This is a genomic window from Pseudoalteromonas sp. P1-13-1a (assembly GCF_001401875.1).
In the GTDB taxonomy this organism is placed as follows: Bacteria; Pseudomonadota; Gammaproteobacteria; order Enterobacterales; family Alteromonadaceae; genus Pseudoalteromonas.
This window is the reverse complement of record NZ_LKDV01000050.1, coordinates 1-18,418: the sequence shown is the minus strand read 5'-3', so window position 1 is coordinate 18,418 and position 18,418 is coordinate 1. Positions and strand designations below refer to the sequence as shown.

At 41.8% G+C, this 18,418-nt stretch carries 17 protein-coding genes; 7 read left to right on the top strand and 10 right to left on the bottom strand.

Annotated features, from left to right (window positions below; genetic code table 11):
* Window positions 1-130: 130 nt before the first annotated feature.
* The 3 genes from metH to metA are packed head-to-tail and all read right to left on the bottom strand — an operon-like array spanning window position 131 to window position 4,782.
* Entirely contained in the window at window positions 131-2,761 is a 2,631-nt protein-coding gene (gene metH, locus AN391_RS19120) for a methionine synthase (protein WP_055016859.1), read from the bottom strand.
* A 10-nt stretch (window positions 2,762-2,771) separates the two neighbouring features.
* The gene (locus AN391_RS19115; RefSeq protein ID WP_055016858.1) at window positions 2,772-3,845 is read right to left on the bottom strand and encodes a homocysteine S-methyltransferase family protein; all 1,074 of its coding nucleotides are present in this window, start codon (window positions 3,843-3,845) and stop codon (window positions 2,772-2,774) included.
* Window positions 3,835-4,782, bottom strand: coding sequence for a homoserine O-succinyltransferase (gene metA, locus AN391_RS19110; RefSeq protein ID WP_055016857.1), 948 nt, complete (start codon window positions 4,780-4,782; stop codon window positions 3,835-3,837). Before metA ends, AN391_RS19115 begins: the two co-directional genes overlap by 11 nt.
* A 232-nt stretch (window positions 4,783-5,014) precedes the next feature.
* Between metA and ettA the strand changes: the two genes are divergently transcribed.
* The 5 genes from ettA to AN391_RS19085 all read left to right on the top strand — a co-directional run bounded on the left by ettA (window position 5,015) and on the right by AN391_RS19085 (window position 9,466).
* Window positions 5,015-6,688: an energy-dependent translational throttle protein EttA gene (ettA, locus tag AN391_RS19105; protein WP_055016856.1), complete on the top strand. Its 1,674-nt coding sequence runs from the start codon at window positions 5,015-5,017 to the stop codon at window positions 6,686-6,688.
* A 118-nt stretch (window positions 6,689-6,806) separates the two neighbouring features.
* On the top strand, window positions 6,807-7,172 hold the full coding sequence (locus AN391_RS19100) for a PilZ domain-containing protein (RefSeq protein WP_055016855.1): 366 nt from the start codon (window positions 6,807-6,809) through the stop codon (window positions 7,170-7,172).
* Window positions 7,173-7,225: 53 nt separating this feature from the next.
* Window positions 7,226-8,134, top strand: coding sequence for a histone deacetylase (locus AN391_RS19095; protein WP_055016854.1), 909 nt, complete (start codon window positions 7,226-7,228; stop codon window positions 8,132-8,134).
* A gap of 65 nt (window positions 8,135-8,199) precedes the next feature.
* Entirely contained in the window at window positions 8,200-8,694 is a 495-nt protein-coding gene (locus AN391_RS19090; protein ID WP_055016853.1) for a TlpA disulfide reductase family protein, read from the top strand.
* Window positions 8,695-8,800: 106 nt separating this feature from the next.
* Complete coding sequence (locus tag AN391_RS19085; protein ID WP_055016852.1) at window positions 8,801-9,466, top strand: hypothetical protein; 666 nt, start codon at window positions 8,801-8,803, stop codon at window positions 9,464-9,466.
* A gap of 1 nt (window position 9,467) precedes the next feature.
* On the opposite strand, the gene AN391_RS19080 is transcribed toward AN391_RS19085, so the two are convergent.
* Complete coding sequence (locus tag AN391_RS19080; RefSeq protein ID WP_055016851.1) at window positions 9,468-10,928, bottom strand: PLP-dependent aminotransferase family protein; 1,461 nt, start codon at window positions 10,926-10,928, stop codon at window positions 9,468-9,470.
* A gap of 106 nt (window positions 10,929-11,034) precedes the next feature.
* On the opposite strand from AN391_RS19080, the gene AN391_RS19075 reads away from it, so the two are divergent.
* On the top strand, window positions 11,035-11,610 hold the full coding sequence (locus tag AN391_RS19075; RefSeq protein ID WP_055016860.1) for a GNAT family N-acetyltransferase: 576 nt from the start codon (window positions 11,035-11,037) through the stop codon (window positions 11,608-11,610).
* Complete coding sequence (locus tag AN391_RS19070) at window positions 11,610-12,197, top strand: FMN-binding negative transcriptional regulator (RefSeq protein WP_055016850.1); 588 nt, start codon at window positions 11,610-11,612, stop codon at window positions 12,195-12,197. The genes AN391_RS19075 and AN391_RS19070 overlap by 1 nt, the downstream gene beginning before the upstream one ends.
* 59 nt (window positions 12,198-12,256) lie before the next feature.
* Here AN391_RS19070 and cyoE read toward each other — a convergent pair whose 3' ends face one another.
* From cyoE to AN391_RS19040, 6 genes are all read right to left on the bottom strand, one after another.
* Window positions 12,257-13,141: a heme o synthase gene (gene cyoE, locus AN391_RS19065; protein WP_055016849.1), complete on the bottom strand. Its 885-nt coding sequence runs from the start codon at window positions 13,139-13,141 to the stop codon at window positions 12,257-12,259.
* Between the two features lie 9 nt (window positions 13,142-13,150).
* Window positions 13,151-13,507 (bottom strand): cytochrome o ubiquinol oxidase subunit IV, encoded by a 357-nt coding sequence (cyoD, locus tag AN391_RS19060; protein ID WP_004587444.1) that lies wholly within the window; start codon window positions 13,505-13,507, stop codon window positions 13,151-13,153.
* Window positions 13,507-14,142: a cytochrome o ubiquinol oxidase subunit III gene (gene cyoC / locus AN391_RS19055; protein ID WP_055016848.1), complete on the bottom strand. Its 636-nt coding sequence runs from the start codon at window positions 14,140-14,142 to the stop codon at window positions 13,507-13,509. Before cyoC ends, cyoD begins: the two co-directional genes overlap by 1 nt.
* Entirely contained in the window at window positions 14,139-16,127 is a 1,989-nt protein-coding gene (cyoB, locus tag AN391_RS19050; protein WP_055016847.1) for a cytochrome o ubiquinol oxidase subunit I, read from the bottom strand. Before cyoB ends, cyoC begins: the two co-directional genes overlap by 4 nt.
* Before the next feature lie 2 nt (window positions 16,128-16,129).
* Window positions 16,130-17,083: a ubiquinol oxidase subunit II gene (gene cyoA, locus AN391_RS19045; protein ID WP_055016846.1), complete on the bottom strand. Its 954-nt coding sequence runs from the start codon at window positions 17,081-17,083 to the stop codon at window positions 16,130-16,132.
* A 311-nt stretch (window positions 17,084-17,394) separates the two neighbouring features.
* Window positions 17,395-17,814, bottom strand: coding sequence for a hypothetical protein (locus tag AN391_RS19040; protein ID WP_055016845.1), 420 nt, complete (start codon window positions 17,812-17,814; stop codon window positions 17,395-17,397).
* Between the last annotated feature and the right edge of the window lie 604 nt (window positions 17,815-18,418).

Genomic DNA, 18,418 nt, shown 5'->3' with positions numbered 1-18,418 from the left:
CGAATGCATGGGACGATTGGAAATGTTAGCCCCATACAATATGAATCAATGAATTAAAACCCCGTGTCTACTTTATCGGGGTCAGATCATTTTTCTGATAGCTGACAGCTAAAAACTGACCGCTGCTCTTTTACTCTGGCTCATACCCCAAGTTAGGCGATAGCCATCTTTCTGCCTCTGCGAGCGTCATATTAGTTCGCTTGGCGTAATCTTCTACCTGATCCTTTTGAATAGCTGCTACGGCGTAGTATTTTGCCTCTGGGTGTGAGAAATACCAGCCCGAAACAGCAGCCCCTGGCCACATGGCGTAGGAGCTAGTTAGCTGCATGCCAATGCGTTTTTCGGTATCGAGCAGCTGCCAAATTTTCTTTTTCTCGGTGTGTTCTGGGCACGCTGGGTAACCTGGCGCTGGGCGAATACCTTGGTAGTTTTCGCGGATTAGCTCATCGTTAGTTAAGTTTTCATCGGCTGCGTAACCCCAATACTCTTTGCGTACTTGTTCGTGCAGGTATTCTGCAAAGGCTTCTGCGAGCCTGTCGGCAACCGCTTTTACCATTATTTTATTGTAGTCGTCTTGCTTGGCGTCGAACGCATCGGCTAAGTCGTCTTCTTCTAAACCGCCCGTTACGGCAAACGCACCAAAGTAATCAGGTGTGCCTTTTGGCGCAATGTAGTCGGCCAAACAGTAATTAGCAAAGTCGGTTTTTTCGGTTTGTTGACGTAAATGGCACGAGATGGTTAACAGCTCTTTGCGAGTTTCGTCGGTGTAAATTTCTATGTCATCGCCCACGCGGTTTGCAGGGAATAAACCAATAACACCTAAAGGTTGCAAAGCACCTGACTTTTCAAGGTCGTCGAGCATGTCGTTAGCATCTTTAAATAAGCTACGTGCTTGCTCGCCAACGACTTCATCGTCCATTATGCGTGGGTATTTGCCAGCGATTGACCACGTCATAAAGTACGGGGTCCAATCTATGTATTTACGCAACGTGGCGATTGATACATTTTTAAACTCAGTCACGCCCAGTTTTTTAGGCACAGGAGGCGTGTAATTATCCCAATCAAGCTTGGCGGCGTTATCGCGGGCACGCTGTATGGTAACCGGTTTAGAACGTGGTTTTTTACGTGCTTGCTGCTCGCGTACTTTTTCGTACTCGGCTTTAGTTTTTTCTAAAAAGGCGGGTTTTAGATCGTTTGATAACAAGCTGGATACTACGCCCACTGCCCGGCTGGCGTTATTTACGTACACTACGCCTTTGTCGTACTGTGGCTCTATTTTTACTGCAGTATGCGCTTTAGAGGTCGTAGCGCCGCCAATCATAAGTGGTAACTCAAAGCCTCGGCGGGTCATTTCTTTGGCTACGTGTACCATTTCATCAAGCGATGGGGTAATTAAACCCGAAAGGCCGATTATGTCGGCTTTTTCGTCAATCGCGGTTTGCAATATTTTTTCGGCAGGTACCATTACGCCTAAATCGATTACTTCGTAATTATTACATTGCAGTACTACGCCCACAATGTTTTTACCAATGTCGTGCACGTCGCCTTTTACGGTGGCCATAACGACTTTACCGTTAGTGGCGCCTTCTTCTTTTTCAGCTTCTATGAATGGGTCTAAGTAGGCCACTGCGCGCTTCATTACACGGGCAGATTTAACAACCTGCGGTAAAAACATTTTACCTGCACCAAATAAATCCCCTACCACGTTCATGCCATCCATGAGCGGCCCTTCAATCACGTGAATAGGTTTATCGGCAGCTGCGCGGCACTCTTCCGTGTCTTCATCTATAAAGGTGGTAATGCCTTTGACAAGGGCGTGCTCTAGGCGTTTTTCAACAGGCCATGTGCGCCATTCTAAATCTTCTACGCGTTCGGCCTGTGCCATACCCGAAAACTTAGGGGCTATTTCTACAAGTCGCTCACCTGCACCGGGGTCGGTATTAAGGATTACATCTTCTACGGCTTTACGAAGTTCCTCGGGGATGTCGTCGTAAACCGCAAGCTGCCCTGCGTTTACAATGCCCATATCCATACCCGCTTTTATCGCGTGGTATAAAAACACCGAGTGAATGGCTTCACGTACGGGGTTATTACCTCTGAATGAGAACGATACATTTGACACCCCACCCGACACTTTACAGTGAGGTAAGTTTTGCTTAATGCGGCGTGTGCCTTCAATAAATTCTACGGCATAGTTGTCGTGCTCTTCTATACCGGTGGCTACAGCAAATATATTAGGGTCGAATATAATATCCTCCGGCGGAAAACCTATTTCATCGACTAATATTTTGTAGCTGCGCTCACATATTTCGTACTTTCTATCTGCGGTGTCGGCTTGGCCTTCGGTATCAAACGCCATAACAACAGCGGCTGCGCCAAATCGTTTAATAATTTTAGCTTGGCGTTTAAACGGCTCTTCACCCTCTTTAAGCGATATTGAGTTAACAATAGCTTTGCCTTGAATACATTTAAGGCCTGCCTCTATTACATCCCATTTAGAGGAGTCGACCATAATAGGCACTTTAGATATATCGGGCTCTGAGGCAATTAAGTTTAAAAACTTAACCATGGCTGCTTTTGAGTCCAACATGGCTTCGTCCATGTTTATATCAATAATTTGGGCGCCGTTTTCTACTTGTTCGCGAGCAACGTTAAGCGCTGTCTCGTAATCTTCTTCCATGATCAAGCGTTTAAACATGGCTGAACCGGTTACGTTAGTACGCTCGCCGACATTGGTAAATACTGCAATTTGTTGAGTCATTGTCGGCTCCTTAATTTAAGTTACAGGCTTCAAGGCCTGATAAACGCATGCGAACATCAAGCTCTGGTAAAGGGCGAGGTTTAACGCCTTCAAGCCCTTTAGCAAAGGCGCGAATATGCGCAGGCGTGGTGCCACAGCACCCACCCACAATATTTATAAAGCCCGATTTACCCCAATCTATGATCTCTTTTGCCATGTCGTCTGCTTCTAGATCGTATTCTCCAAACTCATTGGGTAAACCCGCATTTGGGTGCACTGAGGTAAAGGTTTCGCATACGCGCGAAAGCTCTTCTACGTATTGGCGAAGTAAATCTGGCCCTAGGGCGCAGTTAAGGCCAATTGAAATAGGCTTAATATGGCGGATAGAGTTATAAAATGCCTCGGTTGTTTGCCCTGAAAGCGTACGGCCTGAGGCATCGGTAATGGTGCCCGAGATCATCACTGGTAATGTGCGCCCGGCTTGCTCAAACGCTTCTTCTACTGCGAATGAGGCTGCTTTAGCATTGAGGGTGTCGAATATGGTTTCGATAAGTATTAAATCAGCGCCGCCTTCCATTAATGCAAGAGTAGACTCAACATACGCATTAACCAGCTTATCAAAGGTAATATTACGATAGCCTGGGTCGTTTACATCTGGCGAGATAGAGCAGGTTTTAGAGGTTGGCCCTAACACACCGGCTACATAGCGTGGTTTTTTTGGGTTTTGGGCTGTGAACTCGTCACATATAGCGCGCGCAAGCTTGGCCGACTCTAGGTTTACCTCACGACTTATGCTGGCCATGTCGTAATCTTCCATCGAAATGGTGGTTGAGTTAAAGGTATTGGTTTCAATAATATCTGCACCGGCGGCTAAAAAGCTACGGTGTATATCGGTTATTAGCTCGGGTTTTGTAAGGCTTAATAAATCGTTATTGCCTTTAATTAGTACGTGCCAGTCTTTAAAACGCTCGCCTCGGTAGTCTTCTTCTTCAAGCTTGTGAGTTTGGATCATGGTACCCATTGCACCATCTAAAATTAAAATACGCTGTTTTAGCGCAGCGCTTAATTCACTTTGCTTATTTTTGTTTGGCACGTTATTCGGCATAGTTGTTAGTCCTCACATCTTGGCTAACTAAATTAATATCATAAGGTGTAGTTTGGTACACGTAGTAGTTTAACCAGTTCGAAAACAGCAAAAAGGCATGGCTTTGCCACGTTTTTGAGGGCTTTTTACTTGCATCGTTATCTGGAAAATAGTTTTCGGGTTTTGGCGCATTAGGGCTTTTTTGTAAATCGCGCTCGTACTCTGCTTTTAGTGTGTCGGCATCGTATTCTGGGTGGCCGGTTATAAACACTTGGCTGCCCGACTTATTTTTCATTAAGTAAGCGCCTACTTTTTCAGAGCCTGCCAGCACGACTATATCGTCGCAGGCATTAATTTTATTTATATCTATGTGGCCATAACGTGAGTGCGGCACTAAAAAGGTATCGTCGAATCCACGCGTAAGCGCACCATGGTCAAAGTAACACTGGTGGGTAAACACGCCACAGAGTTTATCTTCTTTTAAATCACGCTTTAAATTGTAACGGTGATACAACGCTGCATGCGCCGCCCAGCACGAAAACAGCGTAGATGTAACGTGCTGCTCTGCCCAGTCAATAATCACTTTTAGCTCATCCCAGTAGGCTACATCGTCGTATTCAAGGTGAGCGAGTGGTGCGCCGGTAACGATCAATGCATCGTAGTTATTGTCTTTTACTTCTGAAAAATAACGGTAAAAAGTATCTAGGTGCTCTTCTGAATTGCTACTGCTGCGGTGCGTATCTAGGCGTAATAGCTCTACATTTACTTGCAAAGGAGAATTAGCAAGCAAACGAATAAACTGTACTTCGGTTTCTACTTTATTAGGCATTAAATTTAAAATAGCCAAACGCATTGGGCGAATTTCTTGCGTTTTTGCACGGCTTTTTGGCATTACAAACACGTTTTCTTCACGCAAACGGGCAATAGCCGGTAGCTCGTCTTTTACTGTGATTGGCATATTTTACTCCTACTCATAAAAACCGAGAATTTATACGCTCTCATTATGAACAGAATGCCAAAAATATCAACCTCTAGATGTATAGATGTCTAAATGAAATTTATTCATGATTTTATACTTTATCAACCTGCAGCCATTAGCGCTTTAAAACCCGCCATTCGTTGACTGTTTCACCCGTGAGCCACTACAATACAACATTGAAATTTTTATTATTATTTGAAGGCTTTCCTCCATGGTTTTACCTGATAAGTTTATTTTCTCGATGAGTCGAGTATCTAAAGTTGTGCCACCTAAGCGCACAATTTTAAAAGATATTTCGCTGCACTTTTTCCCTGGCGCTAAAATTGGTGTGCTAGGTTTAAACGGTGCTGGTAAATCTACATTACTTCGCATTATGGCCGGTGTTGACCAAGACTTTGAAGGTGAGGCACGCCCTCAACCGGGCACTAAAATTGGTTACTTACCGCAAGAGCCAGTACTGGATGAAAGCAAAACAGTACGCGAAATAGTTGAAGAAGCTGTAGGTGAAGTAAAACACGCCCTAAACCGCCTTGACGAAGTGTACAACGAGTACGCAATGGACGGCGCTGACTTTGACGCCCTAGCAAAAGAGCAAGGCGAGCTTGAAGCGATTATTCAAGCGCACGATGGCCACAACATCGATAACGTTTTAGAGCGCGCTGCTGATGCACTGCGTCTACCAGAATGGGATGCTAAAATTGAGCACCTTTCAGGCGGTGAGCGCCGCCGTGTTGCTATTTGTCGTTTATTACTTGAAAAGCCAGATATGCTTATTCTCGATGAGCCTACTAACCACTTAGATGCTGAGTCGGTTGCATGGCTTGAGCGCTTCTTACATGATTACGAAGGCACTGTTGTGGCAGTAACCCATGACCGTTACTTCCTTGATAATGTAGCTGGCTGGATATTAGAGCTTGACCGTGGTGAAGGTATTCCGTGGGAAGGTAACTACTCTTCTTGGCTTGAGCAAAAAGATGCGCGCTTACAACAAGAGCAAAAATCAGAAAAAGCACGTCAAAAATCAATTGCACAAGAGCTTGAATGGGTGCGTTCAAACCCTAAAGGCCGCCAAGCTAAGTCTAAAGCACGTATGGCGCAGTTTAGCGAGCTACAGCAGTCTGATTACCAAAAGCGTAACGAAACTAACGAGCTATTTATTCCACCAGGCCCGCGTTTAGGCGACCAAGTGCTTGAAGTGAATAACTTACGTAAGAGCTTTGGCGATCGCGTATTAATCGACGATTTAAGCTTTAGTATGCCAAAAGGCGCGATTGTAGGCATTATTGGTGCCAATGGTGCGGGTAAATCAACCCTATTTAAAATGCTAAGTGGTGAAGAGCAGCCAGATAGCGGCAGCATCAGCGTAGGTGAAACTGTAGAGCTTGCAACAGTTGATCAGTTCCGTGGCAATATGGACGAAAGCAAAACTGTTTTCCAAGAAATATCTGACGGGCAAGATGTGCTAAAAATTGGTAACTTTGAGTTCCCAAGCCGTGCATACGTTAGCCGCTTTAACTTTAAAGGTAACGACCAGCAAAAGTTTGTAAAAGACTTATCGGGTGGTGAGCGTAACCGTTTACACCTTGCTAAGCTTTTAAAAGCGGGCGGTAACGTGGTACTACTGGATGAGCCAACCAATGACCTTGATGTTGAAACACTACGCGCGCTTGAAAACGCTATTTTAGAGTTCCCAGGCTGTGTAATGTGTATATCGCATGACCGTTGGTTCCTTGACCGTATTGCAACACACATTTTAGATTACCGCGACGAAGGCCAAATTAACTTTTTCGATGGTAACTACACTGAATACGAAGAGTGGCTTAAAAAGACCTTAGGTGCAGAAGCTGCGCAACCTAAGCGTATTAAGTACAAAAAAATTGGTTAAGTGTTAACTGATACAACAAGCCCTGCATTTATGCGGGGCTTTTTTATGCCTTTTTTTATCGCTATGCGCTATTTCCCGCTATGCTTGTTTAAAATATTACAAAAAAGGCACTCGTTTTATGGAAAATCGTCGTCAGTTCTCGCGCATTCTTTTTTCAACTTCTGCACAGCTAGAATTTGCAGGGAGCACTTACCCATGTAAGTTGCTTGATGTATCGTTACACGGAGCGCTGATCACAAAATGTGACGCTTTTAATGGTAAAAAAGACAGCGACGCAACACTACGCTTTACTTTGCCACAAAGCGATATAGAAATAAGAATGGACGTTCTTATTTGCCATATTGAGCAAAAGCACGTTGGCCTTAAATGCCACCATATTGATATAAACAGCATTACCTATTTAAAACGATTGGTAGAGCTTAATTTAGCTGATGACAAACTACTTCACCGAGAACTTACTTCATTAATTGAAGACCCACAATAGACTGCTTTAGTTAAGTTTATTACCATAGCGCAAACTTTATTATTGATACAGTTATGCGCCTAAACCCTCACTTACCTTTGGTCTATCACAGTAATTACTCGTTTAGCTTTGACCCTAAGCACCGATTTGTAATGAGCAAATTTGCTCATTTGTATGAGCAGGTTAAAGGTTTAGGCATTGCGGGTGATAATTTAGTTGCACCTATTTTAGGCAGCCCCGAACCACTTGAACTAGTACACTGTGAAAACTACATTCACGATTTATGGCATAACCGCCTAGACGAAAAAGCCATGCGCCGCATTGGCCTACCTTGGTCGCAACCATTAATGAATCGTACATTCACCGCTCCACAAGGCACGCTGCAAACTGCACGCTTAGCATTAAAGCATGGCTTAGCCTGTCATTTAGCGGGCGGTACACACCATGCACACACTGATTTTGGCTCAGGTTTTTGCATGGTGAACGACTTAGCATTTACCGCGCAAACATTAATACAAAGCGGTGAAGTGACCAATGTGCTCATTTTTGATTTAGACGTACACCAAGGCGATGGCACAGCGGCAATGCTTGCACATCAGCCGTATGCGTACACTTGCTCTATACACTGCGAAAAAAACTTCCCGTTTAGAAAATCCCCCAGCGATTTAGACATAGGCCTTGCTAACAATATGCAAGACGCAGAATACTTAGGCATTGTGGATGATACCCTGCAGTTTTTACTAAAAGAACTCAACCCCGATTTAGTCCTATACGATGCCGGTGTAGATATTTGGCAAGACGATGGCTTAGGCAAACTAGATATAAGCTGGGACGGTATTAAACAGCGTGATCATTTAGTATTTAAGCGCTGCCTTGAACATAACACCGCTATTGCTAGTGTTATTGGTGGCGGCTACGACAGAGACCATACGCGTTTAGCGCAGCGCCATGCAATCGTGATTGAGCAGGCTGCTGGTTTTTAATGAAATGAAATAACTTAATTCACGTTCTTATTAAACTCACTATTAAAAAATAATAAGAACGAACCATGAGAAAACTAATTACTGCCATTACACTGATTTTATTAAGCTTTATAAGCTCTGCACAGCAACTCGCTGATGATGACTCATTACCACTATTGCCTGCAATAACGTTAAACATGGCTGATGGTTCAACCGTTCAAACGCACGATTTATTAGGCCAACCTTACGTTTTACATTTTTGGGCTACGTGGTGTCCATATTGTAAAAAGCTGCAACCAGCACTTGAAAAAATAAAACACAAAGGCTTAAAGGTCATTGCGGTAAGCTTTAAAGAAGACGACGATGCCAGCCCCGCCAAAGCAATAATTGATAGAGGCTATACATTTAAAACAGCTATTAAAGCCGATGCCATAGCAAAACAATTAGGAATCAGAGGCACACCCACTACCTTATTTATTAATAAAGCTGGGCGTGTAATTTATTTAACCAACACTTCAAACCCTGAAGACGAAAACTTACACGTATATGCCAGGACTTTATTACACGAAGTGAACAACTAAGTGCATAAATACATCTTAATAAATAAACTTACTTGCCCTAACAATAAATCACCAGCTTAGCGCACTTTATACTACACTTTTACCTCATAAATTAATTGAGATTATTATGCGTTTACTTCTTACTTTGTTGATCATTACTATAAGCGGATACGCTTTTGCTGAGGAAGAGGCAGCAGAATTGCCACCACTCAACCCCAAATACAATGCTGAGCATGCAATAGCACTGGTAAATAAAGGTTCAGGAATTTATGCGTTTAATTTACCCAGTTATAAATTACCGTACGATATACAAGTAGTGTATAGGATTAAAAACCCTGATGTTGCTTTTTTAGATGTTGTTCGCAACGCAGAGCTAATAACCCTAAAGCCTAAACCGTTTAATATTCAACGCTTAATGCGCGGTGAAGCAATAACCATTATCGCCGATGTGTACGAAGGCAATTACAAAAATGCAGGTAGCCTAATTTACACAAACCGAACAATAGAAATGAATAAACAGCTGTATTCTCGCCAGTTAAAAGATTTAGCTAAAGCCAGCCCCTGGCAAGAATACGACATGATAGACCTAGGCGGCACTGAGCGTATTTATATTCATAAAATTAGCCAAGCACCTAGTTTTAACCACCTAATTTTTGTGGATTTGGTAAATGCCTGTATGCAAAAATTTAGAACCTCAACTCTCCTTCCTGGCCAGAATGAGTTAACGTATAAATTTATAAACTGCGGCACCCTAAAACCTTTGTTTTACGAAGCAGAAAGTTTAAAAAAATAGCTTAATAAGCATACTCAGCAATGATATTTAATCCCTTTTGCATGGCTTCCTCCGACTGCCCTGCAAATCCTAGGCGCAAGTAACTAAAGTGTTTAGGTTTTAAGCTTCTATAAGAATCGCAAAAATAAAACTCTGCTTCTGTTTGCAAATAAATACTGTGCTTGTGTAGGTGCTTTTTAATATTAGCCGTATCTATGTTTAAGTTAACCCACATTGCCATCCCACCATCGGGCTTTTTATACTCAAGTGATAAACCTTTCGCCTGCAGTGCTTTTAACGACTTATCCATTGCTTCATATCGCTGTTTATAAAGCTTTGTCATACGTTTTAAATGACGCTCAAATGCGCCTTCTTTCATAAAGTGTGCTACCGCTAATTGCATTACCACATCGTTTTTATGATTCATGAGTTGCTTCCATGCACTTAATTGCTCAAGTACTGCAGGTGCAGCACATATGTAGCCTATACGGGCTGCCGAAAACATAATTTTAGAAAACGTAGAGAGATAAATCACTATACCTGCTGGGTCATCTGCTGCCATAGGTTGTAACGGGTGGCATTGATAGTGAAACTCATGGTCATAGTCATCCTCTATAATCATTACCCCATGTTGGTAACATAACTGATAAATTTGCATACGCCGTGTAGGCGATAAAGTAACAGTTGTCGGGTACTGATGCAGCGGTGTTAAGTACAACATTTTAATTGAGAAGCGACTAAATTGTGTTTTCAAATCATCAATACATAAGCCAAATTCATCTTGTTTTATATCTACTATTTGTGCGCCACATGCCGCAAAAGCTTTACGCGCTGGTGGATACCCTAACGTCTCAACCGCAACAAAGTCACCTTTACTTATAAAAGCTTTTGAGATTAAAAATAATGCCTCCTGAGAGCCGTTACATATCAGTAAGTCATTAACTTTAAGATTACGTGCTTTGTATAAATAACTACTTACTTGGTGCTTTAACTCGTTCGCCCCGCTTATATCGCCATAATGAAACTTACTGGTATCTACATGATTAAATACATAACTTAAAGAACGTTTAAATTCTTTATATGGGAAGCAATTAAGATCAGGGAGTCCACCTGCAAAGTTATATTTAAATTCATTTAAATTCATAGCAGGCGCGGGCACTGCTAACTTTTTGGTAAATTTGTAAGGTTTAGGGTCAACAACAGGTACTTGCTTTGTGTTAACACTGCTTTGAATTGGTAAGGTTTGTGTTACGTTATACCCGCTGCGCTCATTAGATTCCAACCACCCTTCAGCTACCAATAACTGTAAAGCATTCATTATTGTATGGCGGTTTAACTGATAAATTTTTGCCATTTCTCTGGCTGAGCTGAGCTTTGTGCCCACCGCTATGTCGCCTTTAATAATTGCGCTGCGAAGTGCTTGCGCTAATTGCAAATATTTTGCTTTGCGTTGCTCATTAAATTCAATACTTAACGGCTGCATATATTCCCTTTAATCTGGTATAGGTAAAAGTTATATTCTGGTTGTTTTTACTATGCCAAATAAGCGTACATTTATTGCTCTTTAATAGCAAAAAATGGAGCCAGCAATGTTTACTCTGCAAACGCACAAAACAAACAAGGTTATTCTTGAGCCATTAAGCCATAAACACTTAAATGGGTTATATAAAGCGGGCCAGCACCCTATTGTGTGGCAATGGGTACTTATTAACTACACTAAAAGTCATGATATTTTAAAGGAGTGGTTTTTAACCCAGGCACAATTTAATAAAAACGAACAAATTGTGTTTGCCATTATCGACAAAGATACTCAGCAGGTAGTGGGTACAACACGATTATTTAAATTGGATAAATTCAATTTGAGTGCTGAAATTGGCCACACTTTTATAAGCAATGACTGGCAGCGAACTTACATAAATACACACGCTAAATATTTACTGCTTAAATACGCGTTTGATGAGCTTAATTTAGTGAGAATTACATTTAATACCCATGAAAAAAATCAAAAATCACGTAACGCAATTATTCGTTTAGGTGCTCACTTTGAAGGGCTCGCTTATAAAGATAGAAAGCTTAGTGATGGTAGCTATAGAAACACAGCAAAATTTAGCATAGTTGATGAGCAGTGGCCGGATGTAAAATCACAACTAGAAGAGAGGCTTTAATGTACCCACCGATGCATTTTCAGGAAAATGATATAAAACGCTTAAAGGCATTGGTTAGGCAATTTCCGCTAGCGAGTATTTTAATGCCCAACTCGCAAAGTGACTTAAATACTATATGCCAAGTACCTGTATTATATGAGCCCTCACGGAATATATTTATGGCTCACGTAGCAAAAAATAACCCTCTGACGCATTGTGATAAACACTCTGTAAAATTACTTTTTAATGGTGACAACTGTTACCTATCTCCCTCTTATAGCAATAATAAAACACTGCCGAGCTGGCTTTACGCATCAGTGCAAATAACTGCAAAGGTAGTGATTATTAAAAGTGACATTGAGAAAGAAAAAATAATGAATCAACTAACAACCCATTTTGAGCAAACCTTTAAGCCCATGTGGAATATTAATGATATGCCTATACGCAGTCGCCAAGCAATGTACCAACAATTAAGTTTTATAGAGTTTACTCCCACTCATTGGAGTGGAAACTTTAAGCTAAGCCAAAATAAATCAGCAGAAATTAGAGCCCAAATAAAAGAAAACCTAAAGCAAGCTCATAAACACTCTATTGCCCAGCTATTTTAGGCATAAAAAAAGGCCCTTTCGAGCCTTTGGATTAACTTTGGAAATGTAAAGTTTTAAAATTATATTAGTGTAAGCAGTTGTGGCGCTGCACTGTGGTAGTCAACGGCCATGGCTATACTGAGTGCTGTAATATTTATAATAGAAAAAGCAAACACTTGGCGTGCCCAGCTCGTTAAATTAATATTACGGCGATAGCCACGCAGTGCCATAAGTAACCACCAAAAGCTGGTAATACACGCCACGGCCATAAAGGCAGCGCCGGTGTAGCCACTTATTGGTAATAGCATGACAACTAAAGCGTACACAGCAATATAAAGTACAATATGGCGCTTCGCTTTATCAATACCTTGCGCTACGGGTAATACGGGGATACCTGCGGCTTGGTAATCTTTAAAGCGAAAAATAGCAATGGCATATGAGTGCGGCATTTGCCACAAGCTAAACATAACCAATAATATTAACGCGCCAATATCGAACTGCCCTGTTACAGCGCAGTAACCTACCACAGGAGGCACAGCGCCTGAAAGACTGCCTACAAACGTGCCATAAACAGAGTTGCGTTTCATGTAAAGGCTATAAACCCCAACATAAATGACATAGCCAAACGCTGCAAAAAATACCGCGGCTTGTGTGGTGTAAGCAATGAGTAACCCAAAACCTACAACCCCCAACAAAACACCGTGACTCAGTGCAGCAAAGGCCGACATTTCGCCTGTTACTGTCACCCGCGTACGCGTACGTGCCATGGCTACATCTATGTCTCTATCAATTACATTATTGATAGCACAGCCCGATGCAACCACAAGTGACAAGCCAATAAGCGTAACAACCATTAACCATGGGTCTATATCTCCGCGCGAGGCAAGTAAAAAACCGCCTGCCACGCTAATAAGGTTACCCATAATAATGCCCGGCTTAGTCACTGATAAATAACGACGAAACATCTTTAACTCCTAGTACATCATCATTGCGTTAGATTCGTAAATTATCCAAACCGATAACCCAACAACCATGACGATAATTAGGGCGCTGAATAAAAATGAAAAGGTACTTGCACGGCCATCTTCTGTCGTAAAATTAAGGTGTAAAAAGTATTTTAAGTGCACCCAAATTTGTACAATCGCTAAAGTCACAATGCTCCAAAGCGTCGTTACTTTTGAAAAGTCGCCTTCCATTACCATGTAAAACGGTATGGCGGTCAAAATTATTGATAGCACAAAGCCTATTAAGTACGTTTTAACGCTGCCATGAGACTCATCATGGTGCTCGTTTTGCATTTGCTTTAACGCGTGCGCTTCGCTGTGGCTCATTACATTGCTCCCATTAAATAAACAACGGTAAATACACAAATCCAAACAATGTCTAAGAAGTGCCAAAATAGGCTTAGGCAGCTTAAACGCGTTACGGTTGGTTTACCTAAACCACGTTTAGCCACTTCTATCATCATAATACTCATCCAAATTAGACCCGCTGTTACGTGTAAACCATGTAAGCCTACTAACGAGAAGAATGAGGTTAAAAAAGCACTTTGTTGCGGGCCGTTACCATGCACAATTAGGTGGTGAAATTCGTAAATTTCCATGCCTATAAACACAGCGCCTAAACAAAAGGTGATAAACAACCAGGTGAGTGTGAGTGCCTTTTTTTGCCCTTGTGCGGCAATCATGGCAAAGCCAAAGGTAATACTACTAATGAGTAGCGCCGCTGTTTCTACAGCGACAAAGTCGAGTTCAAAAATGTCTTTACCTGATACACCACCGGCTGTGTTCATAAACAGCACGGCGTAAGTGGCAAAAAACGAGGCAAACAATAGGCAATCGGTCATTAGGTATAACCAAAAGCCAAAAATTGTATCGCCAGAGGTATCGTGATGCTCATGTGCATGATCATCGTGCGAGACTGAGTCTAAATGGGCAGTTTCTACATTCGCAGATAGTGTACTCACGCGCTTAGCTCCTTATTTCCACTAGAATTATACGCAGCTTCAATACGTGCAATTTCATCAGGTTGTATATAGTAATCAACATCGCTGGTGTAACAACGCTTAATAAATAAGGCAATTGCGCCAACAAAACCTACAGCGGCTAACCACCAGATGTGCCAAATCATGGCAAAACAAAATGCTGTTAAACTTGCTGCCATAAATACACCCGCTGAGGTATTTTTAGGCATATGAATTGGGCTGTAGCTTGCTTTTGTTTTATACGCTTGGCCTTTTTCTTTCATGTCGGTCCAGGCATCAATATCATCAACGTGTGGAATAGTGGCAAAGTTGTATACTTGCGGTGGTGAGCTGGTTGCCCACTCAAGGGTATGTGCGTTCCATGGATCGCCTGTTGTATCGTCAAGTGCTTCGCGGTCTCTAAAGCTAACGAATAACTGCACGGCTTGGAAAATAATACCAAACATAATAATGACAGCACCGCCTGCTGCAATGTATAACCATATGTTCCAATCTGGGTTATTAGTGTGGTTTAAGCGACGAGTCATACCTAAGAAACCAAGTACATACAACGGCATGAACGCCACGAAGAAACCAACTATCCAACACCAAAAAGACGCTTTACCCCATTTTTCGCTAAGCTTAAAGCCCATTGCTTTAGGGAACCAGAATACAAAACCTGCAAGGTAGCCAAATACAGCGCCACCAATAATTGTGTTATGGAAATGCGCAATTAAGAATAAACTGTTATGCAACACGTAATCGGCACCCGGAATAGCCAATAGTACGCCGGTCATACCGCCTACTGTAAAGGTAACCATAAAGCCTAATGTCCAAAGCACCGGAACGCTGATGCGTAAACGGCCGCGGTAAATGGTAAACAACCAGTTGAATAACTTAACGCCAGTAGGGACGGCAATAACCATGGTCATTACCCCAAAGAACGCATTAACGTTTGCACTCGACCCCATGGTGAAAAAGTGGTGTAGCCAAACAATAAAACCTAAAATAGAGATTGCACCGCTGGCATACACCATCGATTTGTAACCAAATAAACGTTTACCGGCAAAGGTTGAGATAATTTCAGAAAAAATGCCAAACGCAGGCAGTACTAAAATATAAACCTCAGGGTGACCCCACGCCCAAAACAGGTTGATGTACATCATGGCGTTGCCGCCCGCTGCATTGGTAAAAAAATGAAAATCAAGGTAACGGTCAAGCGTTAGCATGCCCAGCACAGCAGTTAAAATAGGGAAAGAGGCTGCAATTAAGATATTTGCCCATGTACATGCCCATGTAAAAATTGGCATTTTCATTAGGGTCATACCTGGGGCACGCATTTTAAACACAGTAACTAAAAAGTTTACTGCCGTTAAAAGCGTACCGAGTCCGGATATTTGCAAGGCCCATATATAATAATCGACCCCCACCCCAGGGCTAAAGGTCAGCTCCGAAAGCGGCGGATACGCCACCCAACCTGTTTTTGCAAACTCACCAAATACAAGCGACAAGTTAATTAAAATGGCGCCGCTGGCTGTAAACCAAAAACTTAAATTATTTAAAAATGGAAAAGCAACATCGCGAGCACCAATTTGCAGTGGCAATACAATGTTCATTAGGCCAATCATAAATGGCATAGCCATAAATATGATCATGATAACGCCGTGCGCTGTAAATATTTGGTCGTAATGCTCAGGAGGTAAATAACCTGGCGCACCACTGGTAGCAAGTGCTAACTGCGCACGCATCATAATGGCATCAGAAAAACCACGAAACAGCATTATTAATGCTAAAAAGATGTACATTACGCCTAAGCGTTTATGATCAACAGAGGTGATCCAGTCGTGCCAAAGCACGCCCCACTTTTTATATTTAGTAATAAGCCCGGCGATAATAAGCCCGGCAATCGCTATCACCGTCATGGTAACCATTATAATTGGCTCATGAAACGGAATTGCGTCGAGTGAAAGTTTACCTAAAAACGACATTATTATTCCTCGCCCTGGCTGTGAGATAAAGGCATTGCGTGTTTATTCATTTCATGGTGCTTTTTGCTCATTTGCCCATGTTCGCTCATCGCTTGATGTTTTTTGTTCATATCGCCATGTGCCTGCATATACTTCATCACAATGGTATGAAATAGGCCGTCGTCGACCTTGCCATAATAGGCAACAGGATTGTTTTCACTGGCTTTTGCAAGCTCAACATAATTGGCATGAGTGAGGTTGTTAGCATTGGCTTTAACGCTTGTTACCCACGTGTCAAAATCAGCTTGTGTTGGGGTGGCAATGGCATTGAACTTCATACCGGTAAAACCTGCGCCACTGTAATTAGCAGAAAAGCCTTTAAATGTACCCGGCTCGTTTGCGATTAAATGAAGCTTGGTTTCCATGCCTGCCATAGAATAAATTTGACTACCTAGCTGAGGAATAAAAAATGAGTTCATTGTGCTTTGTGAAGTGATTTTGTATTCAACAGGTACATTAGCCGGAAATACCAATTCATTTACCGTTGCAATACCTTGCTCTGGGTAAATAAATAGCCACTTCCAGTTTAATGAAACCACCTCTACAGTGAGGTGCTCGCCTTTACCTTCAATAGGTTTATAGGGGTCTAAGTCTTGGGTAGACTGCCAGGTAATAACACCTAAAATAATAACGATAACAATAGGAACAGCCCAAACAACGGCTTCAATCTTATTTGAATGAGCCCATTTTGGTGCATAAATTTCATGATCTTGTGTGTCTCGGTATTTCCATGCGAAATACAAAGTCATCACAATAACGGGGATTACTACGAGCAGCATAAGGACAGTAGCAATGATGATTAAGTTTTTCTCATCAATACCTATTTGGCCTTTTGGATCGAGTATCCCGCCTTTACAGCCTGACAACGCCAGCACCGTACTAGCTAAAGCAATATTACAAAGGTTACGAATTAACAAGGGAGTATCCTACAAACCTAGAGTTTTAAATTTGCTGCTTTGAATAAAAATTAAGCAACGATTTTTCAATAAAAACCCAAGTTAACTAGCACTAAATTATAAAAATAAAGGGGACTGAACCCGCTGCAAGTGGATGCAAAAAATACCTAGCAACAAACCCAGCTTCTAAACGCATTTATATAACGTAATAAAAGTTAACTTGGGTGAGTGTTGGTTGGCTGACGTGTTTAAAACACGCGGCTACATTGCTAATGCAAACTTTAATTATTTACAGCAAGAAAAAATAATTAAAACCAGCAACAAGTGAAGCCTTACAGACAACCTGTAAAGCTAGGTGGAGCACGACAACCATGTGCAGCGGACACAGGTTGGTGTACTTTTGCCTCGCGAAAAGCGAAAGCGGCTTTACGAAGGATTATTCCAGCACGACGCGCCGGAAAAATATGGAACAATAACCAGCAAAGGCCAATGAGTAACTGACTAGATATGATCGGATGAGCTAAAAATTGCGTAATGTGCAGCAAAACAGGCTCAACAATAGAGCCATTGCTAAACAGCGCTTCAAGCTGAAAGGCATCCTCTAATGCACCACTTAGCAGCATTACCGTATTAAACACTAATAATGTTATAGCGACACACACGCCCTTGCCCGCTTTATTCAAGCGCTCACACGTTTGCGGTTTGCTAGAAGCAAAAGCCGTATTTGTATGATGCAAAGAAAGTGTGTTCAAAGACATTAACCTACTAAATGACTAATAACAAAATTAGAGTAATAAAGCGCGCAATGGAAAAATTAAAAAAACATTGCTGCTGTAAGCCCTAAAACGAGGTGCTAAATACAATCAAACCCGGCTAGCACACATTTACCTAGTGAGAATTGATCCGTATCAAATAAACTTTCAAAACTTACTGAAAGTTCGATGCTGAGTATAACAAAGACAGTTTTCGGTTCAACAAAAAATATAAAGTTTTGCGTTAAGCTTTCGCAGCTATTTTGTTAATAAAAAATAACATAATAAAAATAATAACTTAGTTTATAAATATTTTATATTTAGGAAGCTTGAGGAGTAGAGATAAGGGGGGATTAATGAAGTTAAAAATAAAGCCGCACAAACAAAAACAGCCCAAATTCAGTCACCACCGAACTTGAGCCGCCTTTCACACTGACAACATCTTCACACACATATAAAGATTCTTGGTTTACACTGCGTGGCAATTGTAGGGAATAAAAACAACTCAAAACCGGTCACCACCAACCTTGAGTTGCCTTTCACACTGACAACATCTTCACACACAATATAAAGATTTTTGGTTTACACTGCGTGGCAATTGTAG